General features: G+C 54.2%; 27 protein-coding genes and 1 rRNA gene. 10 read left to right on the top strand and 18 right to left on the bottom strand.

Features of this window, described 5'->3' with window-relative positions; translation table 11 throughout:
* Nucleotides 1–42: 42 nt before the first annotated feature.
* The 11 genes from NZD89_RS03585 to NZD89_RS03535 all read right to left on the bottom strand — a co-directional run bounded on the left by NZD89_RS03585 (nucleotide 43) and on the right by NZD89_RS03535 (nucleotide 11617).
* Nucleotides 43–1575, bottom strand: a 16S ribosomal RNA gene (locus NZD89_RS03585).
* Nucleotides 1576–2227: 652 nt separating this feature from the next.
* Complete coding sequence (locus NZD89_RS03580; RefSeq protein WP_268006453.1) at nucleotides 2228–2488, bottom strand: HPr family phosphocarrier protein; 261 nt, start codon at nucleotides 2486–2488, stop codon at nucleotides 2228–2230.
* A gap of 27 nt (nucleotides 2489–2515) precedes the next feature.
* Nucleotides 2516–3661, bottom strand: a complete 1146-nt coding sequence (locus NZD89_RS03575; RefSeq protein WP_268006452.1) for a mannitol-1-phosphate 5-dehydrogenase — start codon at nucleotides 3659–3661, stop codon at nucleotides 2516–2518.
* A complete protein-coding gene (locus tag NZD89_RS03570) occupies nucleotides 3658–4095 on the bottom strand; it encodes a PTS mannitol transporter subunit IIA (protein WP_268006451.1) in 438 nt (145 codons plus the stop codon). The genes NZD89_RS03575 and NZD89_RS03570 overlap by 4 nt, the downstream gene beginning before the upstream one ends.
* Nucleotides 4096–4103: 8 nt before the next feature.
* On the bottom strand, nucleotides 4104–6128 hold the full coding sequence (locus NZD89_RS03565; protein ID WP_268006450.1) for a BglG family transcription antiterminator: 2025 nt from the start codon (nucleotides 6126–6128) through the stop codon (nucleotides 4104–4106).
* 13 nt (nucleotides 6129–6141) lie between these two features.
* Entirely contained in the window at nucleotides 6142–7596 is a 1455-nt protein-coding gene (locus NZD89_RS03560; RefSeq protein ID WP_438938756.1) for a PTS mannitol transporter subunit IIBC, read from the bottom strand.
* 289 nt (nucleotides 7597–7885) lie between these two features.
* Nucleotides 7886–8662, bottom strand: a complete 777-nt coding sequence (locus tag NZD89_RS03555) for a Cof-type HAD-IIB family hydrolase (protein WP_268006448.1) — start codon at nucleotides 8660–8662, stop codon at nucleotides 7886–7888.
* A gap of 164 nt (nucleotides 8663–8826) precedes the next feature.
* Nucleotides 8827–9276: a sensor histidine kinase gene (locus NZD89_RS03550; RefSeq protein ID WP_268006447.1), complete on the bottom strand. Its 450-nt coding sequence runs from the start codon at nucleotides 9274–9276 to the stop codon at nucleotides 8827–8829.
* A gap of 1 nt (nucleotide 9277) precedes the next feature.
* Nucleotides 9278–10144 carry a histidine kinase dimerization/phospho-acceptor domain-containing protein gene (locus tag NZD89_RS03545; protein WP_268006446.1) on the bottom strand — a complete coding sequence of 289 codons (867 nt, stop codon included), beginning with the start codon at nucleotides 10142–10144 and terminating at the stop codon, nucleotides 9278–9280.
* Between the two features lie 73 nt (nucleotides 10145–10217).
* Nucleotides 10218–10493 carry a response regulator gene (locus tag NZD89_RS03540; RefSeq protein ID WP_268006445.1) on the bottom strand — a complete coding sequence of 92 codons (276 nt, stop codon included), beginning with the start codon at nucleotides 10491–10493 and terminating at the stop codon, nucleotides 10218–10220.
* A 227-nt stretch (nucleotides 10494–10720) separates the two neighbouring features.
* Nucleotides 10721–11617, bottom strand: coding sequence for a VanW family protein (locus tag NZD89_RS03535; RefSeq protein WP_268006444.1), 897 nt, complete (start codon nucleotides 11615–11617; stop codon nucleotides 10721–10723).
* A gap of 157 nt (nucleotides 11618–11774) precedes the next feature.
* Here NZD89_RS03535 and NZD89_RS03530 point away from each other — a divergent pair, with 157 nt between their 5' ends.
* From NZD89_RS03530 to NZD89_RS03520, 3 genes are all read left to right on the top strand, one after another.
* Nucleotides 11775–12596, top strand: a complete 822-nt coding sequence (locus NZD89_RS03530; RefSeq protein ID WP_268006443.1) for an EamA family transporter — start codon at nucleotides 11775–11777, stop codon at nucleotides 12594–12596.
* Between the two features lie 108 nt (nucleotides 12597–12704).
* A complete protein-coding gene (locus tag NZD89_RS03525) occupies nucleotides 12705–13463 on the top strand; it encodes a threonine/serine exporter family protein (protein ID WP_268006442.1) in 759 nt (252 codons plus the stop codon).
* An 8-nt stretch (nucleotides 13464–13471) separates the two neighbouring features.
* Entirely contained in the window at nucleotides 13472–13927 is a 456-nt protein-coding gene (locus NZD89_RS03520; protein WP_268006441.1) for a threonine/serine exporter family protein, read from the top strand.
* Between the two features lie 262 nt (nucleotides 13928–14189).
* Here the strand turns inward: NZD89_RS03520 and NZD89_RS03515 are convergent, their stop codons facing one another.
* Nucleotides 14190–14540: a winged helix-turn-helix transcriptional regulator gene (locus tag NZD89_RS03515; protein WP_268006440.1), complete on the bottom strand. Its 351-nt coding sequence runs from the start codon at nucleotides 14538–14540 to the stop codon at nucleotides 14190–14192.
* A 170-nt stretch (nucleotides 14541–14710) separates the two neighbouring features.
* On the opposite strand from NZD89_RS03515, the gene hxlA reads away from it, so the two are divergent.
* Nucleotides 14711–15343, top strand: coding sequence for a 3-hexulose-6-phosphate synthase (gene hxlA / locus NZD89_RS03510; protein WP_268006439.1), 633 nt, complete (start codon nucleotides 14711–14713; stop codon nucleotides 15341–15343).
* Between the two features lie 14 nt (nucleotides 15344–15357).
* Entirely contained in the window at nucleotides 15358–15918 is a 561-nt protein-coding gene (gene hxlB, locus NZD89_RS03505; protein ID WP_268006438.1) for a 6-phospho-3-hexuloisomerase, read from the top strand.
* 148 nt (nucleotides 15919–16066) lie between these two features.
* Here hxlB and NZD89_RS29260 read toward each other — a convergent pair whose 3' ends face one another.
* Nucleotides 16067–16840 (bottom strand): DUF1836 domain-containing protein, encoded by a 774-nt coding sequence (locus NZD89_RS29260; protein WP_326492908.1) that lies wholly within the window; start codon nucleotides 16838–16840, stop codon nucleotides 16067–16069.
* Nucleotides 16841–17087: 247 nt separating this feature from the next.
* Between NZD89_RS29260 and NZD89_RS03495 the strand changes: the two genes are divergently transcribed.
* The 3 genes from NZD89_RS03495 to NZD89_RS03485 all read left to right on the top strand — a co-directional run bounded on the left by NZD89_RS03495 (nucleotide 17088) and on the right by NZD89_RS03485 (nucleotide 19105).
* Nucleotides 17088–18137 (top strand): DUF2653 family protein, encoded by a 1050-nt coding sequence (locus tag NZD89_RS03495; protein WP_268006437.1) that lies wholly within the window; start codon nucleotides 17088–17090, stop codon nucleotides 18135–18137.
* 203 nt (nucleotides 18138–18340) lie between these two features.
* Nucleotides 18341–18862 (top strand): methylated-DNA--[protein]-cysteine S-methyltransferase, encoded by a 522-nt coding sequence (locus tag NZD89_RS03490; RefSeq protein WP_268006436.1) that lies wholly within the window; start codon nucleotides 18341–18343, stop codon nucleotides 18860–18862.
* A 48-nt stretch (nucleotides 18863–18910) separates the two neighbouring features.
* Complete coding sequence (locus tag NZD89_RS03485) at nucleotides 18911–19105, top strand: hypothetical protein (protein ID WP_268006435.1); 195 nt, start codon at nucleotides 18911–18913, stop codon at nucleotides 19103–19105.
* Nucleotides 19106–19192: 87 nt separating this feature from the next.
* Here NZD89_RS03485 and NZD89_RS03480 read toward each other — a convergent pair whose 3' ends face one another.
* Complete coding sequence (locus tag NZD89_RS03480) at nucleotides 19193–19369, bottom strand: hypothetical protein (protein ID WP_268006434.1); 177 nt, start codon at nucleotides 19367–19369, stop codon at nucleotides 19193–19195.
* A gap of 29 nt (nucleotides 19370–19398) precedes the next feature.
* Nucleotides 19399–20205 (bottom strand): class I SAM-dependent methyltransferase, encoded by an 807-nt coding sequence (locus tag NZD89_RS03475; RefSeq protein WP_268006433.1) that lies wholly within the window; start codon nucleotides 20203–20205, stop codon nucleotides 19399–19401.
* Between the two features lie 116 nt (nucleotides 20206–20321).
* Here NZD89_RS03475 and NZD89_RS03470 point away from each other — a divergent pair, with 116 nt between their 5' ends.
* Together NZD89_RS03470 and NZD89_RS03465 are read left to right on the top strand one after the other, a co-directional pair.
* Entirely contained in the window at nucleotides 20322–21278 is a 957-nt protein-coding gene (locus NZD89_RS03470) for a LysR family transcriptional regulator (protein WP_268006432.1), read from the top strand.
* Nucleotides 21279–21340: 62 nt separating this feature from the next.
* Nucleotides 21341–21565 (top strand): hypothetical protein, encoded by a 225-nt coding sequence (locus NZD89_RS03465; RefSeq protein WP_268006431.1) that lies wholly within the window; start codon nucleotides 21341–21343, stop codon nucleotides 21563–21565.
* On the opposite strand, the gene NZD89_RS03460 is transcribed toward NZD89_RS03465, so the two are convergent.
* From NZD89_RS03460 to NZD89_RS03450, 3 genes are read right to left on the bottom strand one after another with little or no spacing between them, the layout of a single operon-like run.
* Complete coding sequence (locus tag NZD89_RS03460) at nucleotides 21562–22539, bottom strand: Ger(x)C family spore germination protein (protein ID WP_268008380.1); 978 nt, start codon at nucleotides 22537–22539, stop codon at nucleotides 21562–21564. The genes NZD89_RS03465 and NZD89_RS03460 overlap by 4 nt on opposite strands.
* Nucleotides 22530–22757, bottom strand: coding sequence for a hypothetical protein (locus NZD89_RS03455; RefSeq protein ID WP_268006430.1), 228 nt, complete (start codon nucleotides 22755–22757; stop codon nucleotides 22530–22532). The genes NZD89_RS03460 and NZD89_RS03455 overlap by 10 nt, the downstream gene beginning before the upstream one ends.
* A complete protein-coding gene (locus NZD89_RS03450; RefSeq protein ID WP_268006429.1) occupies nucleotides 22754–23863 on the bottom strand; it encodes a GerAB/ArcD/ProY family transporter in 1110 nt (369 codons plus the stop codon). The genes NZD89_RS03455 and NZD89_RS03450 overlap by 4 nt, the downstream gene beginning before the upstream one ends.
* Nucleotide 23864: the final 1 nt, after the last annotated feature.

Below are 23864 nucleotides of genomic sequence, written 5' to 3'. Positions count from 1 at the left end.
AAAACTAAACACCCACGTCCTAAAAGCCTTGTTTCTCCGTAGAAAGGAGGTGATCCAGCCGCACCTTCCGATACGGCTACCTTGTTACGACTTCACCCCAATCATCAACCCCACCTTCGGCGGCTGGCTCCCTAAGGTTACCTCACCGACTTCGGGTGTTGCCGACTCTCGTGGTGTGACGGGCGGTGTGTACAAGGCCCGGGAACGGATTCACCGCGGCATGCTGATCCGCGATTACTAGCAATTCCAGCTTCATGCAGGCGAGTTGCAGCCTGCAATCCGAACTACGAACGGCTTTTTAGGTTTCGCTCCACCTCGCGGCTTCGCTTCCCGTTGTACCGCCCATTGTAGCACGTGTGTAGCCCAGGACATAAAGGGCATGATGATTTGACGTCATCCCCGCCTTCCTCCGACTTACGCCGGCAGTCACCTGTGAGTCCCCACCACTACGTGCTGGTAACACAGGTCAAGGGTTGCGCTCGTTGCGGGACTTAACCCAACATCTCACGACACGAGCTGACGACAACCATGCACCACCTGTCTCCTCTGCCCCGAAGGGAAGGACTATCTCTAGCCCGGTCAGAGGGATGTCAAGCCCTGGTAAGGTTCTTCGCGTTGCTTCGAATTAAACCACATGCTCCACTGCTTGTGCGGGCCCCCGTCAATTCCTTTGAGTTTCAGTCTTGCGACCGTACTCCCCAGGCGGAGTGCTTATTGGGTTTCCTTCGGCACTGGGGTGTGTCCCCCCAACACCTAGCACTCATCGTTTACGGCGTGGACTACCAGGGTATCTAATCCTGTTTGCTCCCCACGCTTTCGTGCCTCAGCGTCAGTCACTGTCCAGCAAGGCGCCTTCGCCACTGGTATTCCTCCACATATCTACGCATTTCACCGCTACACGTGGAATTCCCCTTGCCTCTCCAGCACTCAAGTTATGCAGTTTCCAAAGCAATCCCAAGGTTGAGCCTTGGACTTTCACTTCAGACTTACACAACCGCCTACGCACGCTTTACGCCCAGTGATTCCGGACAACGCTTGCCCCCTACGTATTACCGCGGCTGCTGGCACGTAGTTAGCCGGGGCTTCCTCACTCGGTACCGTCTCACAAGGAGCTTTCCACTCTCCTTGTCGCTCTCCCCGAGCAACAGAGCTTTACAACCCGAAGGCCTTCTTCGCTCACGCGGCGTTGCTCCGTCAGGCTTGCGCCCATTGCGGAAGATTCCCTACTGCTGCCTCCCGTAGGAGTCTGGGCCGTGTCTCAGTCCCAGTGTGGCCGGTCACCCTCTCAGGTCGGCTACGCATCGTCGCCTTGGTGGGCCGTTACCTCACCAACTAGCTAATGCGCCGCGGGCTCCTCTATCAGCGATGCAGTTGCACCTTTCAACACAGGAAGATGCCTTCCCGTGTGTCATCCGGCATTAGCACCCGTTTCCGAGTGTTATTCCAGTCTGACAGGCAGATTGCCCACGTGTTACTCACCCGTCCGCCGCTGACATCAAAAGATGTCCGCTCGACTTGCATGTATTAGGCACGCCGCCAGCGTTCGTCCTGAGCCAGGATCAAACTCTCAAAAAATGTTACTGGCGTTACTTCATAAATGTCTCGACAACGACTGTCGTCTCGACCGAAACTTTTAGGCGTGTGTGTTTAGTTTTCAAGGAACCAAATCAATCAGTGCCGCCGAAGCAGCTCAGACAATATACCACGAATCTATCGTCGTTGTCTACTGGAATATTTTGCTTCAGCTCGTTCGAACGTTGCGGTTCGAACCTGTGAGCTGGTGTTCCAGCGACTCGGTATATCCTGTTTGTTCAGCAGTGCCGCCGAAGCGACGTCGATTAATATAGCACGCTTTGTGCGTAGTGATCAACTGTTTATTTGTGTTTTTTTAAATTCCCTATCCATCATGCCGAAAATCAGGAGCGTGCCGAAGGTGGAGTCGTGCTGTCGAATGGCCAACAGAAGGTAAGTATCAACGTCCTCCAGGGCCTTGTTGGCGCGATAGCAGCGCATGAACGCGCCGCCCAAACGGCACGCGTTCCGACGCCAAAGAGCCCCGCTGACGCGTGGAAGTACCATCGCAAACGCGACAGTGCTAAGGACAATGTCAGCAGAAAAAACGCAGGTCACATCAGACGTGACCTGCGAACTCTCGCTGCCCACGACCGCACGTTTCGCACTGTGGCATCGACAGAATGGATGGTGGATTTTCATATGGACGAGAGGATTACTCTCCGAAGCCCTCTTCCACGAGTTTCGTGAGTGCGTTCAGAGCCTGCTCTTCATCCGCCCCTTCGGTGATAATCGTCATCGATTGTCCCTGCGGTACTCCGAGCGTAAGCAATCCAAGAATACTCTTGGCGTTCACTCGCTTGCCGTTCACCTCGATGAACACGTCCGCGGCGAACTTGGACGCCTCTGCCACAAATAAGGATGCAGGACGCGCGTGCAGTCCCGATCCGTTTTTTAGCGTAACTACCTTTTCCATGAGCGATTCCTCCAACGATGCATGATTCTATAAAGCCTGGTATTCGTGAACGATTTGTTGAACCGTAACCGGATCCGAAATCCCCGTGACATTGGACACTGCGCGCTTTATCCCGAGTTCTTGAATCTGCTGCTGCACCTGAACTGCGGCGGCGTCCTCAGGGTTGTCATACGCAAAGCCGAGCGCAAGCGCCCGGACGATGCCTGGCGTCTCCTTCGTCACCTGCTGGGCGAGGTGCAATGGGCGAACTAGCCGATCCTCGGCCGACAGTTTCCGCAGCGGATCTCGCCCAACTCGCGCGACGTCATCCGCAATATGCGGATTCAGAAAACGCGTGCGCACACTGGCTGCATACTGCTCCAACGCGTCCAATTGCAGGCTGGGATAGCAATGGACTAGTCCGACGATGGCCTCTCGCTGAACGCGGGCGACGGTCTCGGCAATTTCCGGGTCGTTCATCGCCTCTAGAATCGTCCCGTACTTCTTGTGGTATCCCGCGTACGCCGCAGTCGCATGTGCCCCGTTGAGAATGAATAGCTTCCGCTCAAGGTAGGGATCGAGTTGTTCGACAAATGTAGCACCAGGAATGTCCAGTGCACCTTTCAACATAGGCGTCTCGATGTCCCATTCAAAATATCGCTCCACGACCGAATCTAGTGGCTCGACTGCATGTCCCGCCCGATTCGGCGCAATCCGGTCGACGGCGACATCCGCAAACCCCACATGCGACGTGATCCAGTTACGCAGTTCGTCGTCACAGCGCGCCAACACTTCGTTCTGGAGCGTGGTCGTTGCGCGAATGGCATTTTCACATGCCATGATATTGAGCATTTGGTCGTTGTTTTGTTGCTTTCGGAGCCGCAGTCCATCCACGACGACGGCGGCGACGTTCGCTAAGTTCCCGAGTCCGACGGCGGTGGTGACGAGGTCCGCGTCGACGATTTCGCCGCGGCACTCTTGCGAATCCAAGAGGACAGCACGGACATTTTGCACCGTCTGCGCCTCAACTTGTGCGTCCAGGGTGATGACGCGATACGAGCGCGCCGCATTGATCTGCTCGATCAGCGACGGGACGACGTCAGCAAAGACAACCTCATATCCTGCTCCGTGCAATAGCAAACCAATGAAGCCGCGTCCAATGTTCCCTGCCCCGAAATGGACCGCCTTTTTCATAGGTCTTCACCTTGCTCGACCACTTCGATGACCTCACGGGCGGTCTTGGCGTTGACCAGTTTGTCGACGTTCTCTTGCTCGGAACACACAATCGCGATTTTCGAGAGGACTTCCATGTGTTCCTCACCTTTGCCTGCGATGCCGACGACCAAGTTCGCCACATTGCCATTGCCGAAATCTACGCCATCGGGGTACTGTGCAATCACGATACCCGAGTGCAGGATATGCTGGACGTATTCTGGCATGCTATGCGGAATGGCGACGCCGTTTCCGATATAGGTGGTCATCGATTCCTCACGTGCAAGCATCCCCTCGACATAGCGCGCCTCAACATAGCCGTTTTCGACCAGTTTGTTACCGACCCGCTTGATGGCAGCGTCTTTGTCTTCACTAGCAACGTTTAAAATAATGTTCGATTCTTGAAGGGTGTTCATCGTTTTTCTCACTCCTGTATGTCAGTCATCGCATGATAGATACTACTTTTTACATCCTCAATGGTTCCAGCGCGAAGCGTTTCAACCATCTCTTCGTCCATCACGAGCGCCGCACTTAGTCGCCCAAGCGCATGTATCCGTGAGGACCGCTCCTCGACGGGCGCGAACAACGCCAACACTGCATCCACCAGCTCTGCGCTTTGCCCTACGCCTTGCATCGTGATCGGCGGATCTAGGTGGTATACCGCCACGTGGCAGCGCGTCATCGCAGCCGAGCGCGCATGAAGCACGGCAAACTGCTTCCCAGGAAGCACAATGCTGCCCATGCGCTCGCGTTCGACGATGGAGCTCATCAACTGCTCCCTGTCAGTCGCGTCTCCCAGCGCCGTCGCGCGCTCTGCGATCTCTTGAATCAGCGACGATACGCTGTCGACTGTCAGCGAGGCATTCACGACCCGCGCGCTCAGTGCTCGGGCGAACTCGAAAGGCAGTTCACTATCGTCCGACTCCGGTTCATGGTATATCCGCGCCGCAGGGGCGAACGTCCCCTCCAGTGTCTCGAGGAGGTTTTGCACCCCTTCCACGTCCACAGCGTCCAAGAATGGCGACACCGTGATGGTCGGTCGAAGTTTCGCCTCTATCGGCACAGTACTCACAATGAAATCACAGTCGGTGTCGTTCAGCGAATGGACAGCTTCCACACTGACGATGCGGACTTGCGGGAACTCGTTATGCATGCGGCTCGCGAGCAACTCAGCTGAACTGATTCCGTTCGGACAGACGATTTTCGCCCGCCACGTACTGCCGGCCTTCCGGCGTTCCATAGCGGCGCCTAGATGCATCGTCAAATAGCCTATCTCGGCGTCTGGCACAGTGAGCCCCAGCGGCTCCAGCACCTGATTACTCGCATTGCGCATCGCGTCGAAGAACAATCCATACCTCCTACGGATCTCTTCGAGAAGCGGATTGCGAATGACGAGCCCCGTTCTCATCCGGTAGATAGCGGGTTCGAGGTGCTGCGCTAAGCCAAGCAACAAATCTCTGTCATCCGTCAGTGGAAGATGTAATTCCCGACACAGATGCCGCGCGAGTTTATACGCGAGATCCATCGCCGTGATGTTTAAGGGCAAAATTCGACTGTCCTCTGTCATTAAGACTTTGGCACCCCGAAGATGTTTCGCGAGGTACTGTACCTCGCCATCGATATCCGCAGTACTTCCCACCAACCTGCGAAGAATTCGGCGACACAATTCGGTATCGACGGTGGACATGGCCTCTTCCGGTTCGGCGGGAAGATGCGCGTCGCGCTCAATGCGCATACAGGTTAAAATCACGTGCAGCATGAACCCGTAAAACGCGGCCTCGTCCAACGGAGGTTTCAAGGCCGCCAGTTCTTCTGAAAGAACCATCCGCGCGTCCTCAAGGCGCCTCACGCCGAACCAATCGATGAACCACGCATGCAGAAGGCTCGTGTCTCGCTCTTGCTCGGGCCGCAATAGAACCATTAACTGATGCATCGGAAGCTGCTCATAGACCAATTCCGCGATGGACTCTAGCCGCATGGCTTCCTCTCCACTCACCTCGACGCCGTAACCCCGGCGTCTGGTGAGTCGAAGCCCGCGAGACCGCAACCAATCTGCCACCTGATCGAGATCGTGGCTGATACTTGCGCTCGTCACGCCAAGCTTCTTGGCGAGATAGCTCAGTTTCAACGGCCCCTCGTTTAACAGCAGTTCAACCGCAACGTAAAATGCCCTATCCTTCGGCGTCAATGCCAGTGTGCGGGGCAACTTCCCGAGCCCTGCAAGCGCGCGTGAGAGCTGCCCCTTGTTCCCACAGAGGACGATGCCCCCATCTGTCGTGCGAAGTTCGACTTTGAACTTCCTCAGGTAACTCTCAAGCGCCTGGATATCACGCTGAATGGTACGCCGACTCACCTCGAGTCGGCGTACCAATTCGTCTGTGCTGACCCCTTCGCTTTCGACGATGAGGTACAGCATATACTTTTGTCTTGAAGTTAACTTCTGTGTCATTGACACCCCAGCTTTAGCGAAGCCGATTCAAATCATTGACAAATTTTTCGTAGGTGCTCTTGTCTAAGAAGTTTTCCACAATATAGATTTTCGCGCCAGTCGCGACCTGTCCGGCACGTTCGGACAGACTGCTTTGCGTAAAGACCACTTGGGCGTCAGATGGCAGTTGATTGACCGGCAAGTGTTCGACCGGAATGTCGTAGCCCGCATCTTTCAAGCGCTTTTTCAGTAGAGATGCGCCCATCGCACTCGATCCCATGCCCGCCTCACACGCGAAAATAACGCGATTTGGGATATCAGTGAGCACGTCTGTTGCCGCAGGCGTTCCACCTGTGACCGCAGGCTTCGTCGCTTGACCCTTACTTTGTGCCTTCATGTCCTTCACCATACTCTTCGCTTCAGCGAGCGTATCTCCGCTGAATTCGTCCTTGGAACGGCTCAGGAACAAGGAAGAGATCAGGAACGAAACCGCTGCGCCCACGAAGATACCAGCCAAAATCGGCAGGTAACCGCCGCGTGGGGCCATCATCATCTCGGCGATGATACTGCCAGGCGACGCCGTGGCAATCAGTCCTGCGTGCAACAACATGAAGGTCGTATCCGCCGCCATACCGCCACCGATTACCGCCAAAACCAGAATCGGTTTCATCAAGATGTATGGGAAGTAGATCTCGTGAATACCACCAAAGAACTCGATAATCACTGCACCAGGCGCGGACTGCTTCACCGTTCCCTTGCCAAACAGCCAGTATGCGAGCAGGACACCCAAGCCCGGTCCCGGGTCTGTCTCTAAAAGGAAGAAAATTGACTTCCCGGTTGCTTTCGCCTGTTGGAGACCAAGCGGATCGAGAATGCCGTGGTTAATGGCATTGTTCAAAAAGAGCACTTTACCTGGCTCAATAAAAATCGCGATCAGCGGCAGCAGGTGAATCGCCGTAATCCAGGTGGCCGCAGCACCTAGCGCGTTCGACACGACCGTCATCACAGGGTTGACGACGACCAAGCCGATAAGCGAAAGCCCGCCGCCGATGATACCTGCGGAAAACGTGTTGACCAGCATCTCAAACCCAGACGGAATGCGGTCCTTCAACGCCCTATCGAACAGTTTGATCAGATAACCGCCGAGCGGTCCCATGATCATGGCGCCAATGAACATCGGTTCAGTCGCCCCCACCGCGACGCCCGCTGTCGCGAGCGCACCGACGACCGCACCGCGGTCACCGTGGACCAACCTACCACCCGTGAGACCAATGAGAACAGGGATTAAAAAGTTCACAAACGGTGTGACGAGCTGTCCCAAATGAGTATTCGGCGTCCAACCCGTTGGAATAAAGAAAGCCGTAATGAGTCCCCATGCGATAAATGCCGGAATGTTAGGCATTACCATACCGGCAAGGAAACCACCAAACCGTTGCATACCCGCGCGGGCTTTTCCCCCCGAGCCGGTAGCCGGTGAATCCTGTACCATAGCCATTCGTGTCCCTCCTTGATAAACCTTTCGTTAGCTACTTTAAGGTTGATCCATACCGTCATCAACACAGAGAAATTTAACCCTGACGCGCGTTTTGGCGACAAGACTTAATAGTGCCCACGCAGCAAGCAAAATCGGTCGACGCTTTTCATCAATTTCCCTGTAACCGATTACTTTTCTGCGGCAAAAACGAGACCCCCGCCGGCGGTCCAGCAAAGGGTCTAGGTGGTGTTCAGTCGGTTCGTGGATGACGGCACGAAATCGCATCAATGGGACGTGCGCCTCGTCAATCGATGAGCCCTAATTGTTGCAATGCGTATTGTATTCCGTCGTCATCCGCATCCCTCGTCTTGAGCCTCGCGACCTCCTTTAACTCGTCCACTGCGTTCCCCATCGCGATGCCCATCCCCGCGAACGAAATCATCTCCATGTCGTTGGGTCCGTCACCAAAGGCCACCACTTCCTCTCGGTCGATGCCGAGCCTCCCGATTATGGTCTCGATCCCCTTGGCCTTTGATACGCCTTTTGGAATCACGTTAAAGATGCTCGCGCCCGTCGACCACGGGTGGAACGTCAAATTTGGGTATGCGTCTATGTATTCGTGAATTTCGTCAAACGGACAGTACAACTCAATCTGGGACACAGGCCCATGAATCCCATCAAACCTCTTCATGCCTTCTCGATTCCAATGCTTTCCGAGCGACCCCAACACGTAGTCGAGGTCATCTGTGTACACGCTGAACTCATTTACTTCATTCACGATGAGCGAGTGGCGGTGCGCTTGTATCCGGCGGACGATAGAGTCGAGGGTTTCGCGGTTTATCTCGGTCTGCTCCATGATTTCCCCTTGATAGACAAGCAGTCCGCCATTGTAGACGACGTACGTGTCAATCCGCAGCGCGCGAAGGACGTCCTCGATGTTGAACGGCGTCCTTCCAGTCGCAATCGCCGTCAGAATGCCATTCTGTTGCAGCTTCTCAACCGATTCGATCACGCTGGCAGGAAGCTCCCGCCGCCTGTTCAGAAGCGTTCCATCGATATCAAAAAATACGATTTTGTACATCTACGCCCTCCGAAGATGAGACATAGGCGTCCCAAAGTACTATGTGAATTCCGGCTTGAATCCATTACCACACCACTATACTCTATTCCGTTTCGCAGATAAGCCCCCGCGTTGTGCGACACCGGCCACAGTCGGCGAGCGGAATGCATGCGTGTACGGGAGCGTCATCCCAGTGACGAGTTGGTTGATTTGAACGGTAAAATCACACGAATGGTCATCCCCTCATGCAACCGACTTTCCGCCCAAATTTTCCCGTGGTGTTCCTCGACGATCCACTTTGCAATCGCCAGCCCCAATCCCGCCCCGCCGCTCGATCTCGCCTCATTCGCCTGGAAGAATCGGTCGAATACCTTTTGCAAATCCGCCTCCGACACCCCAATACCGTCATCCGAAACGGTCAGATGAACGGCGTTTGCCACGACCGTCCAGTAGACTTCCACGCGACCTCCCTGGTCTGTGAACTTCAAGGCGTTGTCGAGCAAAATCGTCAATAGCTGCTGTAAACGCTCTTCGTCCGCGCGCATCGTGACTGGCGGCCCTTCCGAAACGACGAGATGGATATTCTTCATTTCGGCGACGTCACGAAACTGCTCTACCACGGCCGCAATGACCAAATCAAATCCGCACTGGCTTCATCATCAACTGCACTTGGTTGGAGTCTCCCCTCGCGAGTGTCAACAAATCGGAGACGAGCCGCCGCATTCGGGTCGTTTCCTTGACGAGCCGCAGGATGCTTTCGCCCTCTTGTTCGATCGTGTGCGAAGGGTGCCGGAACAGCCGTTCCAAATGCATTTGCAACACCGTGAGCGGCGTGCGCAATTCGTGCGATGCATCCGCGACAAACTGCTGTTGTTTGTTCCACGAACTTTGAATCGGAATCAGCGCGCGATTGGCGAGATACAGACCTGCCACCACCGAGAGACCCGCGCAGATCGCAGTTGTGATCTCGATCACGGTCAGAAGACTGCGAAGATACTGCTCATCATCTGCGCGATCGTATAAAATTTGAACTTCCCGCACGCTCGCACCGTCTTGGGTGACCAATCCGGCGGGTACGTCGACGGTGTACAGCCGAAACGACATTTGGTTCAAGCGGATGGTGCTGGGACAGTTCGCAGGAGATTGTTTTGCAGGGAGGCGCGCTATCTCATCGCTGGTCAACCTCTTCGGTACTTGCCCCACTAGCTTTCCGGATGCATCCCGCAATACGTACATGATGTGTGACTGTTGGAGCTCGTTGCGCTCGTCCGGACCGTCGTGATCGTGATCGCCATCGGGCGGATGCCCACCGTGTGGATGTTCGTCGATGGCATCGACGTCCCCCGCCTCAATTTGTTGCGCCGTTTGGAGCAAGGTCTCATCCTCTTGGCGACACAACCGATGCTGGGTAAAGAAGTAGAGTACCGTGCCGAAAACCAGCAATAGGCAGAAAAACGCGATAGAATTTAAGAGTACAAGCCGCAGCCTTGTCTTTCGAAACACCTCAACTATTCCCCTCTTAGCGTATAGCCGACACTGCGAATAGTGCGTATATGCTGGTCCAAGCCAATTGCGCTCAACTTCTTACGCGCCTGGCTTCCACACTGTCTTTGGCGGTTACGAAGATGACTGGAACGTCCATCATTTTCTCGCGAATCTGTCGAATCATACTGATTCCGTCCAATTCTGGCAGCATGACGTCGATGACCAGCGCATCGTATACGCCTGTTTGCGCAAAGTATAGGCCTTCCTCACCGTCTGCCGCCTCATCCACCTGATAGGACTCTTCCGATAGAATCCTCGATATCACTTCGCGTAAGCCGACGTCGTCTTCAACGACCAAAATCCGCATCACGACATCCCCCTGTACCTTGCAACATAGAACGTATGGTCGATACTCAACATATACGTCTGAGGATTTCCAAACAAGTTTTCGTAGTAGGAGTATAGCGAGGAAATCTAGAAATCGAATTTGAATACAAACAGACTGCTCCAGACGTGACTTTGTTGGGGCATGAAGCCCGCACGAACCACAAAGAAAGACTCATTCTGGGCCCGCATGCAACCCTGACATCTCAATTACCCTTGTCCAACCTCGATCACCCGCGGGCTGGCCAAATAGGTGTCTACGCCCAATCTCTTCTTCGAATGAACTTCGTCGGGGTTGTCAACCCAGGTTTCGACCCTCACGCCGTTTTGCCCCGGGAAAATCACGCGACGCTGTCCTTTTGGCAATTGGTTGGTGCGTTTGTGCAATGTCGGATATTTTGACGTGTAGAGCACCCGATGGTGCACCGCCCATGGATGCAATGGTGCCGCTCCCCACAAGACGACAGTGAAGAACCGTCGGTCCGAATCTGCCGAAGCTCCAATCATGAGCGGTGTCGCGAAATTGTTTTTAAACCGAAAATCGAGCGTCGGTACCGAGACGGTGGCATCCTCTCCTGCCGGAAGATAAGGCACGGTTAACCCGTGTTGATGCCGTTCCACAATCGGGAGCCCGGTTCGTAACAGAGCGGAATAAAGCGTGCTCGCGCCCTGGCACACGCCCCCACCCATCGAAGGCACTATGCGATCCCCAAGGAACGCCCGCCCCCACCCATAGCCGTTGGCGGCAGTGTATGGGCCTAGCTCGTGGTTGTAAGAAAACGTCTGGCCAGGCTCCAATATTAATCCGTTGAGGCGCTTCGCCACCAACTCGATGTTCTTCGATTGCGTGGGACTGGCGTGAAAGTAGTTGGTAGTGCGCTCCGCAAGCACATATTTCAATCCCACTTCCACGGCGTGATCAAGTCCTGGCGGATGACTCGGATTGGGTGGCATATACGGCATTGACGATGGAGACGAACTGGGGGTGGCATCCACGCGGTGAATGGAAGCGACAGCCGTCCGGCTAGTGTCTGTCGCGAGTGCCGCCCCGCTGCATTGGACGGGAAACAAGCTTATAAACCCTGCGATCGTCAACAGTCTGAACAACACAATTCTCCTTTTTATCGATGTCGGTATCCATATCATCCCGAATGCGTATCTTTCTATTCAGACATATCCCACGAGGACCCACTATGTGAGCGAGGAGAAAGACCGTCTTTTTGCCGGGGTGAACTCATAGACTGCTAGGGCCGGAGGTGTAGCAATGGGGACCACGGTCATCGTCAGTTTACTAGGGATAATTCGGATTGCTTCGCTCACCGCAGAGCGCGTCGCCCTGCACGGTCTCGGCCGCGCAAGGCAAGGCGCACTGGCGACAATGGGCATTGGATTCGGTGGAGCAGCCATCGTGCTATGGTTATTGGCACTGTGGGAGGGACAAGTGATTTGGATTGGCGGCACCATCTGGACAGGCGTGATCTATGCGCTCGCCTTTGGCCTTTATACGGTTTCTTTGAGTGAGGGCCCCGTCAGCGCAGTGAGCCCGTGGACAAACGCGACCGTCGTGATGTTATGGCTCATCCATCCGTTTGGAAGCACCTGGTCCTACGCTGGGCTGACACTTTTTTGCATAGGTGCCTGGTTGCTCACTATCCGCCAGTGGAATCGCGCCGTGCTCCTAATGATTGGAAGCGACGCGCTCTTGGCCGTAGCCCGCATCATTGACGTGTCCAACGCGACGCAACCCCCGATGGCCTACGCAGCAAGTTTGTTTACAGCCATCGGACTATGGATGATTGTACCTGCCATCCTACTTCGCAAGATGCAAAACCTGGCCAAGCTGTTCTTCCTCAAGCCAGCACTGAGCGTGGTGGCCGCGACGACAAACGCAGTGGCATACCTGACGATGTTTACGATGCTCAAATGGGTGCATCCCGCCGTGATCGAGGCGATTTCCACCCTCTCTAGCGTCGCGGCCACCGTCATTGGTGTACTGTTTCTCCGTGAGACACAGGGGTGGCGCAAGCTCCTGTCGGCGCTCCTGATGACGTCGGGAACCGTGATGTTGCTCATCGACGTACACTAGATTAGGAGGCGATTCCCTGTGGTCGCTGTCGGCCCCTCTGCTAAAATGGGATTGTCGATAGACTGCGAATAGATAGAGGTCAATACAGCCTAGGAGTGGGCTAGAACAGTGACAGACAAAGAGATCGTTCTGGAAGTGAGCTTGCTCGCCGGCAAGATTATGCTGGAGAGCGGTGCGGAAACCAGTAGGGTGGAAGATACGATGGAGCGAATCATCCGCCACGCCCTACATATCGAACAGGATACGACGACTTACACGTACGTCACCGTCAACGGCATCTTTGTTCAGTTAGACCATAGCAAAGGTACAAACTTCGTGAGAATTGATTCGCGAGGGCACAATTTGGAAAAAATTACAGCCGTCAATCAGATCTCCCGGTCATTTACCAACGGAGATATGACGCTACGCGAGGTGTACCAATCTCTTCTGGCCATCTCCGCACAAGACAGCTCGTACCCACTGTGGATGCGAATGATCTGTACCACCGTCCTGAGTGGCAGCGTGGTACTGATTTTTGGGGGCCGCTTTATCGACTTGCCCGCCGCGATGTCCGCCGGCCTTCTTTGCTATCTCATCCACCTCGTCGCCTGGCGCGTGATCAAGGCGACGTTCCTAGCGGAATACGTCGCTGCATTTGTCGGGGGCACCTTGGCATTCTGCTTGACGACAGTCTCAAGCGGGAATCTCGACTCCGTGATGATGGGGGCGGTCGCTCCGCTCGTACCGGGTATCGCGATTACCACCGCAATCCGAGATATCATGGCAAAGCATTACCTTTCTGGACTGATTCGCGGACTTGAGGCGATTTTTATCGCGGGCGCGCTCGGCACTGCAATTGCAACGGTTTACTACATCTTCATTCTTTAGGAGACGTCATGGTTTATCAAATATGCCTGAATATCGTGCTTAGCTTCTTGTCCTCCATCACGTTCGGAGTGATCAGCAACGTCCCCCGAAAATCGTTACTGACTGGAGGCTTTGTTGGAACCATCGGATGGCTTGGGTTCTGGGGTTTGAGTCTGCACCACGCAGGCATCTTCATCTCGAGTTTCGTTTGCTCGTTGTTACTGGCGTTGGCCGCACAAGTCGCCTCGCGCGTCCATAAAATGCCGTTAATCGTCTTTTACATTCCCGGCCTCGTCCCTGTTGTACCAGGTATTTCGTCATATGAGGCCTTCCGAGCTCTGCTCACCCACCACTACTCGACGGCTATGTTCGGATTTATCAACGTCTGCTTTAGCGCCGTGGGGATTACGTGTGGATTGGTCGCAGCCGACATCGTCATGAGGCTGGTATTCTCCTACAGGATGGTGGGCAGACGAGCGCCTTAAAAGGCGACTAGGATACGTGGTAATGGATTTTATCGGTTTCTTTACAAGCCGGACACGATATCTACACAGTTCGCTGCTAACATGTACTGTGCAAGGTGGAAAAGCCAGAAAAAGGCCACTCGTACGCCGCCGAGTGGCCTTTTTCGATGGCACGAGATGCAACACTTGCACAAGGTGGCAACGTCTCCTCGAGCAACCTAGGCGAATGCACCCGCAAAAGTCTGCTCACACGTGGCAACGCCTTTCTGAGCCCTCCGTCAGGCTACTGAGCCGACATACCCGATATGTCGATATTCATGTCCTTGGCATAAGCTTTCCCCCACTGGTACATGAGTTCCAAGATGGGAATCAAACTCTTGCCGTGCTCTGTGAGTGTATATTCCACTTTAGGTGGCACCTGTTGGTACACCTTTCGATAAATAATTCCGTCTTCCTCCAACTCTCTCAACTGAGTCGTTAACATTTTCGGCGTGACATTTGGAAGCAATCTCCTCAGTTTGCTAAAGCGCTGAGGACTGTCTAGACCGATGTACCACAGTATAATCATCTTCCACTTGCCGCCTATCACCGAGAGCGTCAGTTCCTTCTCACAGTTAAACTCATAAAGTTTCACAATGGATCACTCCTATCACAGTTTCCTTTTGGGTACTATATCACAAAAAAGTATGTACTTCCTTTTCGGATGTGTTGAGTATAACATCACTTCCTGTCGAGAACATTGTTCGTGTTCCCGTTTACAAACAAGGGCCAACCCGACGATTCTAAATGAAGGAGTGACCGCGTATGAAACTACAATTAGCTCTCGACCTCGTCAATATTCCGGAAGGAATTGCACTTGTAAAAGAGGTTCAGGAATATATCGACATCGTCGAAATTGGTACACCTATCGTCATCAACGAGGGCCTGCACGCCGTGAAAGCGATGAAGGACGCATTCCCAGACCTCGAAGTCCTAGCTGACCTCAAGGTGATGGACGCCGGCGGCTATGAGGTCATGAAAGCTTCTGAAGCAGGCGCCGACATCGTCACCGTGTTGGGCGTCTCGGAAGACGAGACGATTCGGGGGGCTGTGGAAGAGGCAAGAAAACGCAACCGGAAAGTGCTCGTCGACATGATTGGTGTAAAAGATCTCGAAACGCGCGCTCGTGAAGTCGACGCACTGGGCGTGGATTATATCTGCGTCCACACAGGCTATGACTTGCAAGCTGTCGGCCAGAACTCGTTTGAGGACCTTCGCTCCATTAAACGTGTTGTCAAACATGCGAAGACTGCAGTCGCCGGCGGGATCAAACTGGACAGCTTGGCAGAGGTGGTAAACGCGGAGCCTGACATTGTAATTGTAGGCGGCGGCATCACTGGGGAATCAGACAAACGGTCGGTGGCGCGTGAGATGAAACAATTGATTCGACAAGGGTAATAAGGGTAATATCGATGACGCAAACACGGGAATATTCCAGACAAATCATTCAGGAATTGACACATGCCGTGGATGCATTATCCGAACAGCAAAGTGCATCCTTGATTGAGCACATCCTTCAGGCAAATAAAGTTTTCGTGGCCGGCGCGGGACGTTCTGGATTGATGATGACCGGCTTTGCGATGCGGCTGATGCATCTAAACTTGCCTGCTTATGTGGTGGGCCAACCTGTCACTCCGTCCTTTGAGGCCCGGGACTTGCTGATCATCGGCTCCGGTTCCGGGGAGACGCAAAGTCTCGTGAGCATGGCCGAAAAGGCCAAGAAACTCGGCGGCGCCATCGCGTTAGTCACAACCACGCCACAATCGACAATCGGTCGAATCGCAGACGTGGTCGTCCAGTTGCGCGCGCAACCCAAGCACGGTAGCAACGACGGTTCGACGACGATTCAACCAATGGGTTCGCTGTTTGAACAATGCCTATTGTTGTATTGCGATGCGTTGGTTCTGTCGCTCATGGAACTGCGAGGAGCGACGTCGAACGCGATGTTTCAAAGGCATGCAAACCTCGAATAGAGAACGGCAACTCCTAGCCCTCGAGTGTTGCGACTCGCTTTTGGCAAACCACAAAAGGCGGACACAGGCGGCGCCTCACGTAGCGCGCCCCCTTTGTCCGCCTTTTCTATGTCAGCCGATATCTGATCTCTCGCCATCCTATCGAACTTCAGATCAATCGTTTGCTGAGAATGGTCGTCGACGCCAACGTCTTAGCCGCCAACTGGAAGTTTGCCGCCTGAAGGGTTAAAACAGCGATCACAAGCGCACTTTCGACAGTGTTCTGCTGTTCCTCGGTCAAGTGGCCCATGCGACTTACGACCTCATGCGCACGCTTTGCCACTTCGTCTATCGGTGTGCCTTTCGTTCGAAGCTCTTCAAATATAGAGGAATACGCCGCCAGAAAATCGACCGGGTGAATGATGTCATCTTCGTCCGAGGTAGGGTCGTTAAAGATGAGGCCCATCACTTTTCGGATGGCATCAAAATCCAGCGACGATTTGAAATCCTCGATGATAAAAATGGTCGCCACCTGCTCAACCGAGTATTTTTTACCCGATTGGGGAGTCGCGATGAGCTCCTTCACATCTCTTTTTACCCAATTTTGCACAGTGGTCACTGAAAAGTTGGTGAACTCCATTTGATTTCCGAGCGCCACGATGTCGCTGATGGAAAATCCAATATCCGCTTTTAAAGCCTGACTCATGTTCATGAGTTTTTCTAAAATCGGCGGAACGGGATGTCCGACAATTTGCCCGTCGCGTATGGAACTCACCACTCCCACGCTAAGAATGTCAGTGGCCTTACGAGCAGAACCGTCCGATTGTCCCGACGTCCGAATGGAGGATAGGACATCCTTCACGACCAGAAGTGCGTTAGCGAGGTCCCGTTCCCGTAAAAAAAGCAGCAATTGGGCCATTTGAACACGCGTAAACTGCGCCATCTCAGTCCCCCCGCAACAATAGTTCATCTGAACTAATTATAAGAACCATCATAAAGCCGGTCAATTCTTCATTCCCTATTGACACGCACACAACAAGGTCCTATAGTTGGTTCACAAGATAGGTTCAAAAGAACTTATAAATCAAAGGCTGGCGTATTCGTTTGAAACTTGTTGCACGTATCGCAGGCTCTGAGTCAGCCGTTACTTCAGGACAGTTGTAGAAATTACACTAGGAGAGTGGGTATCGGTGAAACGACTGGTTACAGTCATCGTGACGTCCGCTTTACTGCTGGCGTCGCCAACCGTAGCATTTGCAAAGGGGTACAGTGGCGGGCACAGTTACCATTCGAGCTCGAGCTACTCAAGTCGTAGCTACGGTGGATCCTATGGAGGATCGAGTTCGAAGTTGCCGAGTAGCAGTTATTCGTCTGCAACCACTGGGTCGACAGCGGGTTCTTCGAGCTACAAGTCAAGTGCTACGGGTTCGAGCAAGTCTTCCTCGAGTACCTACCATTCGGGGACGAAGACATACTCTGGTGGCTCTAATTACAAGCCGAGCACTACGACGACAAAGACCACTACTACGACCAACCGCGTCACCCGTACCACGTTTGGGGGCTCATATGGCTACGGGAGTAACGGCTATGGGTTTTACCCTGGGCATTTCGGGACGTTTATGACCGGTTTCTTTCTCGGTAGTATGTTCCACCCATTCGGATGGGGGTTTGCGGGACCGTACTACGGTGGGCCTGAGCACTTAAGTGGTGAAGGCTGGGGAGGCCCTGGCTATTCACCGGCCTGGTCCTTTGTTGGGCTCGCCGTCGACCTTCTCGGCTTGTTGCTCATCGCGCTACTGTTGTGGGTCATCGTTCGGGCAATCGTGAGAGGGGGACGACGACGTGCCTCTTACTATGAACCCTATTACGACCAAGGTGACGAGCCAATGTATGAAAACGGGTATGAGACGGTAGAGACCACACAAACGACAACGCAGGAAAGGACACCGGCACATCTCGATGAACAGGCGGTGTACGACGCTTGCTGTGAATACGTTGCAAACGTTCGGGGCTGTGCACCACAGGATGTGACCGTTGACCTGCTCTTTCATGAAGAAGAGGGATTCGGAGCGGATATTTGGATCTCTGGAACCTCCCTCCCTTCCCTTGGCGAACAGCAACTTGTGGAGGCCATCAAGGACTTTGTGGCAAGTCGCGAGCAAGTGGCGGCCGCAAGAGTGCACGTCAACTTGCAGTTCCACGACGGGCAAGGCGTTCATGCGTCGGCCCACATATCCTGATGAACTGGGCGACTCGAATTCCGGGTCGCCCTTGTTTATCGCCATGGAGGAAAGAGCCCGCCACTTTTCTATTCATGCGCTGTCATTCGCAATCCCTTACCTCTCGCACTCCATCCGAGTATACTGCGGTCGTGGGTGACGACTGGAGAAGCCCACACCTGTACTCGCAGACAACCCCTGAATGAATTTGCGGAGGTGTCGTGATGGAACTTGCAAACATCAAACAGACCGTTTTCTGGACCGATTTTGTCTGTGCACCAGGACATCTGATCATCGCGGCCACTTCACAAGGACTGTGCTATGTCGGGTCTCCAAACGGACGTGTGGAAGACCTGTTCGGTTGGACAGAGAAACACATTCCAAACCACCAACTCGTGCGTGATCCTGTGGTGATGAACGACTATGTACGTCAATTCGACGAGTACTTTCAAGGACGGCGTTCGACGTTCACATTCCCGCTCGCGTTCTATGGAACGGCGTTTCAAACGTCTGTCTGGGCTGCCCTACAGCAAATCCCCTACGGTCGATCCCGTTCTTACACCGACGTCGCCATCAGCATGCAAAGACCAAAATCGGTTCGAGCGATTGCGGCTGCGATTGGGGCGAATCCACTCCTCATCGCCGTCCCCTGCCACAGGGTCATTGGAAAGTCCGGCGCACTGACTGGATATCGGGGTGGGTTGGACATGAAGGCATGGCTCCTCACGCTCGAAGGGAAGGAATGACCGGCGAATTTGGTGTACACTCTCGGTAGAGGTATGGGGGGATTATCGATGCCAAAGGCAGAAAACCGTAAACGCCCACCGAATTCGATTGGACGCGTTACGGGTAACGGAAAGCGCCAGCAAGCTGACGCGATGGTAAACAATCCGGATCATCAGAAAGTGCAGAACAAAAAACAAGAACTTCTGGAGAAGATGAGGACGCTCCAAAAGAGTAGGAAGGCTGCTGACGGAACACCTGAGTGACGATCGCGTTGTGCATGCGCCGCACCGGAGTGTAAAGCGAACAAGGAGGCCGGATAGGCCTCCTTGTTCCCGGGTTACAATGACTTCTTACACATCCTGCCTCGAAAATCGCCAGAGGCCCATTCCCACCAACACACAGATATAGGCTGTGGTATAGCCTAAGAACGTGTTGCTCGGCGTCGGGACACCTGCGAATGCGCGAATTGCTCCATCGCTCAAGAGGGCAACCTTTGAGCAGATCTCCTCCACATCTTTTCGGGACATCTACCTCACTGGCCGTACCGCGTTGCAGGCTACGCCCGGCGCCCCTTAAAAAGCGCACACTTGAGCGCAAACGACCTCGGCTCACCTCGTTCGCCGAACGCTATCGAGAAGGTACGCCGCGTCTGTTCGTCTGCTTCGCGAAACATGCGGTCGATTTCCAGGCGTCTCTGTTCGTCTGTCGCGGCCTGTTCCAGCCACCATGACACTTCCATGTGAAGATCCCACTCGCGCGCGACCTGCGTCGCAATCCCCGCCGTACGAAACCGCTCGTGCCACTCCTCTGCGGTCCACTCGCGCACATGCGACGGATCGCGTAGCCAATCGATGCGGTTGACGTATGCGTCGAGCGCCACGTCTGCGGGAGCGATGTGGTCAACCATCAGCACCATCCCGCCGGGCTTCAAGACGCGGGACATCTCTCGAATCGAGGCGTCAGCATCGACGAAGTGATGCGCTGCAAAGCGACACGTCACGACGTCGAACACCTGATCTGGAAACGGCATGTGAACGGCGTCACCGACGACAAACTGCACATTTCGAAGTCCGCGATCAGCCGCCAACTGCGTCGCGTTTTCCACCATTTTCGCCGTGAGATCAATACCCGTCACCGTCCACGCGCCTTCGGCCAGAGCGAACGCAGTATGTCCTGCTCCTGTCCCGACGTCGAGGACGCGCTCATGTCCTTGCAATGAGGCCTCTGATACAATCCAAGTTAAATCCTCCCCGCTGGCGTGTACGTGAGACGTCTTGTAACGGTGCGCCCTGCTCGAAAACTGCTCCTGCACGGACTCGTTCGATGCGACCCGTTCCCCTATCCTTCCACTTTCCTGCGTCAACTGCTGTACCCCCTCGTGATGACCACCTATTTAAGCGCTATCATACGAGGTATTCAACTGTATGTCGAAGATATAAAATCTATATGATCGATAGTCTGTGCCTATGGAGGGTACACATGGAGATCCGATTGTTGAAATACGTGACAACCCTATCGCAAACGGGCAGCTTTACGAAGGCAGCAACCATTCTTCGCATCGCACAACCATCGCTCAGTCAACAGGTCGCGAAATTGGAACGCGATTTAGATACGCAGTTGTTCGTCAGGGGGCGCGGGCAAGTCACGCCGACGCCCGATGGCGCGCGCTTCATCGAGCGAGCGGAACGCTTGATTCAACTCCATGACGACTTGGAGAGGGAGATGCGGGAGCGTACAGAGGGAATGGGCCGTGAACTGACCATCGGCACGACGGCCATCACCGGGGGCCATGTCTTGCCTCCACTGCTGCGCGCGTTTCACAAACAGTTTCCAAACGTGCATGTGCAGTTGGTAGAAGACTCGACTGATGGTCTAGAAGACCTCACAGAACGCGGAACCGTCGACCTGTCCATCCTGTCACTCCCACTTCGCAACCCTCATCTGAACTACGCACCTATGCTGACCGAACCATTGCTGCTGGCGCTGCCGCAAACGCAGGAACCATGGATGTCCGACAGGTTGCGGCGCGTTGTGTCGCAAGCAACCGACGCGAAAGAGCCGCGGCTCCACCTCGCCGAGTTGGCTGAAATGCCCTTCGTCCTCCTGAAAGAGGGCTATGGATTTCGCAGCACCGTGCTCCAAATCTGTGCCGAGAGTGGGTTTGTGCCAAACATCGCCTATGAGACGAGCAGCATTGAGACGGCAAAGTCCCTGGTGGCGTTCGGACTCGGTGTAACGTTTGTACCGGAGATGGTGGCACATCGTGGTGGCCTGCACGCCCCGACCTACGTGTCTGTCACGAGCTCCCTTACGCGGACGCTGGTGTTTGCGTATCCCCCAAACCGCTATGTCAGCCTCGCCGCGCAAAAATTCCTCGAAGTCTATCGATCCACTCACGGAGGCGGCCCAACCAGTCGCTTTCCCTACGGTTCATAATCCGAGGGCGTTGTGGGGACAGTACTGGTAGTTGCCATTACATCGTAAAAGGGGCGGTATTTGTGGCGGATCTCGCATTTCAACTACTCATTTTGAGCCAGGCTCGTATGAACGTGCTCATGTTCATATTTGCAGGCGTTCTCGCATACGTCATCGACTACAGGCCATTGCGGGGGCAGGGACAGTTCAAACGTGAAGCTCTGCTCGTCCGGCGTACCGCTTTGTTCTTTGTCATCTGCGGAACGGCCATACTCGTCCTGTATCAAATACTCTTTTGGCTCAGTTAGTGCGTGGACATGCCGGATCGGCGCATATACACGCGGACATGGACATGAACAGGCGTGGTCGCAAACATTTCGTCCCATTTTTCACGCGATCCGCCGAGCCGGTGTACCCAGTAATCCGGCGCTCGCCCCCGGACGTACTCCCCAAAGCCAAACACATCCGCGTGCAAGTCTTGCATCTTGGCTATTACCTTTTGCTGTCCCTTTGCCAATACGTCCTCTGTCTCCGTGCCAATCGAATCAATGATGTCGTCCACGTGGGTGCGTCCTGTTTTCTCCTCGATGTTGGCCTCAATCCTGGTATACACATCGAAGACCGGCCGCCCGTTTTCCATGTGCATCTTGATGTTCGCGTGGCGGTTGCTCGCCTTGATGATGACACTGTGCCTGGGGTCGCCCGGAATCGGGATGGCAACCCCGTAACCAGCGCGGCGCTCATTTTCGATTTCCATATACGCCGCCGTTTCCAGTGGACTCAAGACGCCCACCATGCGTCCCTCGCTGAACACAGCCAGACCTTCCATTTCCACCTTATCCCCCGATACCTCTATCATTGGGAGTACCGGCTCTCGTCCCTTCGAGGAAAACGTCGCCCAGAAGTTGCCCAAATATACGTTTGGCAACTTGCCTAAGGCGACAGAGTGGTCCATCGTGCCGACGAGATACAGGGTCGGAACGCGCTCCAGTTTCGGGGCGACCGCCATCGCGCTGCTGGCATCTCCAACCGAGATGACCATCCACGCCAACCTTCTGATTTCGGCATTTCTTCGAAAGAAATCTTGGATATCGTCGATGCCAGTGGATCGAGCCAGCTTCTGATTGATGATGATGACGCGAAGATGCCCTAAAAAGAGCTTGTCGGCCAGCTCCTGCTGCAAGTTGTTCACCGCGTCATCAATGGTCTTCCCCGTGGTGCTCACAACCCACACCGGTCGTTGTGTTTCCCCCCGTACTGCCTTCCCCGGTCCTAACGGAATGCGTCCAGGATGGCCACCTGCGCGGTCAACCGGTATCCCTTGAGGTCACTTCTCGCGTAGGGACCTGTAATCCCCTCCTCCGTCTCGCCTTCTACTGGGTCGATAGCCAGGCCTAAAATCGTCCCCCGGTCCTCGATCTCCAATCGATCCCAGCATCCTGTGAGAACCGGAAATGACAGCGCGAAAACCGCGATTGCGAACCACTTCTTGATGTTCATATCGATGATTTCACCCTTGCCGTTTTAATCACGTGGGCAATCAGCAGTAACAGAGGGTACCCAAGTGTCAAACAAAGACCGATGACACCGACTTGCTTGACGACGTGATACAGTGCCACGATGTTCGGCGGTAACTTCGCCAACATCATAATAATGGGGAGCACAAGAATACTGAGGCCGCGGTGGTTCTTCAGTCGAAACACGTGGCTCAGCGCTTGAATCGCGACATAATACGCTGCAAATATCGCACTAAACACCGCCGTCACCCAGACCGCTAGGAAGATAGGATCTAACCGCTCGATGAAAAATGTGGGGAGCGCGGCTGTCTTGGCGAGTTCCATGGTCGGCCACAACAGATTGTCCATCTCCTCGATGCCGAACACCGAAAGCGTAGAGAACATGAGAATGACATACAGGGTACCCGCTATGCCAATGCCCACAATCGTCCCGCGCATCGCCCTTGTCGGCTGATACATAAAAGGGATGATCAGCCCCACGATGATGTAATTTGTAAAAAGCGCTGCAACGACCATGATGGACATGAACACGCTCTTTATCTGCTGGCCATAAAACATACCAAATAACGGCATCACATTGGTGGTTTGCGCACTTTTTAAACTCAATACGACAATGACGAGTGCAGGAAAGTAGACAAATGGCATGTAGAATGTGAGAATTCTCGTGAAGACGATGATGTCGCTTCGGCACGCCACCGTCGCCATGAGCACCATCACAAACACCGTCACCTCGATGGGCGTCCGCTGCAGGACAGACGTCACGACGACTTCGCCAAACTCCCTCGACGCAAGGGCTGCGAGTTCCAAAAAATAGGCACCGATACACACCAAGAGCAGTCTGCCAATCCACTGACCAATCAGTTCATCGGTATATTCAAAAATCGTCTTCTCGCGGTACTGATTGCCCAGGTAGGCGACGACAATTCCACCGCACATCATCAGCAGCATGGCTAAAATGGTGGCCATAGGGGCTCCCGTGCGCACGTATTCCACCGTGATTCTGGGAAACGAGAGAATGCCGACACCAATAATCGATGTCCCGATGCTCATTGTCAATTGCGTCGCGGTGACTGACTTTGGTTTCTCCATA

The sequence above is a fragment of the Alicyclobacillus fastidiosus genome (assembly GCF_026651875.1).
GTDB lineage: Bacteria > Bacillota > Bacilli > Alicyclobacillales > Alicyclobacillaceae > Alicyclobacillus > Alicyclobacillus fastidiosus.
The sequence above is the reverse complement of the archived record's forward strand: the minus strand, read 5'-3'. Positions and strand labels throughout refer to the sequence as shown.

Bases quoted from the DNA above. Each gene is read 5' to 3' on its own strand.
- hxlB (WP_268006438.1), top strand. From the start codon at position 15,358: ATGACGCAAACACGGGAATATTCCAGACAAATCATTCAGGAATTGACA.
- NZD89_RS03485 (WP_268006435.1), top strand. From the start codon at position 18,911: ATGCCAAAGGCAGAAAACCGTAAACGCCCACCGAATTCGATTGGACGC.
- NZD89_RS03575 (WP_268006452.1), bottom strand. From the start codon at position 3,661: ATGAAAAAGGCGGTCCATTTCGGGGCAGGGAACATTGGACGCGGCTTC.
- NZD89_RS03570 (WP_268006451.1), bottom strand. From the start codon at position 4,095: ATGAACACCCTTCAAGAATCGAACATTATTTTAAACGTTGCTAGTGAA.
- hxlA (WP_268006439.1), top strand. From the start codon at position 14,711: ATGAAACTACAATTAGCTCTCGACCTCGTCAATATTCCGGAAGGAATT.
- NZD89_RS03560 (WP_438938756.1), bottom strand. From the start codon at position 7,596: ATGGTACAGGATTCACCGGCTACCGGCTCGGGGGGAAAAGCCCGCGCG.
- NZD89_RS03470 (WP_268006432.1), top strand. From the start codon at position 20,322: ATGGAGATCCGATTGTTGAAATACGTGACAACCCTATCGCAAACGGGC.
- NZD89_RS03580 (WP_268006453.1), bottom strand. From the start codon at position 2,488: ATGGAAAAGGTAGTTACGCTAAAAAACGGATCGGGACTGCACGCGCGT.
- NZD89_RS03450 (WP_268006429.1), bottom strand. From the start codon at position 23,863: ATGGAGAAACCAAAGTCAGTCACCGCGACGCAATTGACAATGAGCATC.
- NZD89_RS03565 (WP_268006450.1), bottom strand. From the start codon at position 6,128: ATGACACAGAAGTTAACTTCAAGACAAAAGTATATGCTGTACCTCATC.
- NZD89_RS03530 (WP_268006443.1), top strand. From the start codon at position 11,775: ATGGGGACCACGGTCATCGTCAGTTTACTAGGGATAATTCGGATTGCT.
- NZD89_RS03540 (WP_268006445.1), bottom strand. From the start codon at position 10,493: ATGCGGATTTTGGTCGTTGAAGACGACGTCGGCTTACGCGAAGTGATA.
- NZD89_RS29260 (WP_326492908.1), bottom strand. From the start codon at position 16,840: ATGGCGCAGTTTACGCGTGTTCAAATGGCCCAATTGCTGCTTTTTTTA.
- NZD89_RS03480 (WP_268006434.1), bottom strand. From the start codon at position 19,369: ATGTCCCGAAAAGATGTGGAGGAGATCTGCTCAAAGGTTGCCCTCTTG.
- NZD89_RS03490 (WP_268006436.1), top strand. From the start codon at position 18,341: ATGGAACTTGCAAACATCAAACAGACCGTTTTCTGGACCGATTTTGTC.
- NZD89_RS03555 (WP_268006448.1), bottom strand. From the start codon at position 8,662: ATGTACAAAATCGTATTTTTTGATATCGATGGAACGCTTCTGAACAGG.
- NZD89_RS03455 (WP_268006430.1), bottom strand. From the start codon at position 22,757: ATGAACATCAAGAAGTGGTTCGCAATCGCGGTTTTCGCGCTGTCATTT.
- NZD89_RS03520 (WP_268006441.1), top strand. From the start codon at position 13,472: ATGGTTTATCAAATATGCCTGAATATCGTGCTTAGCTTCTTGTCCTCC.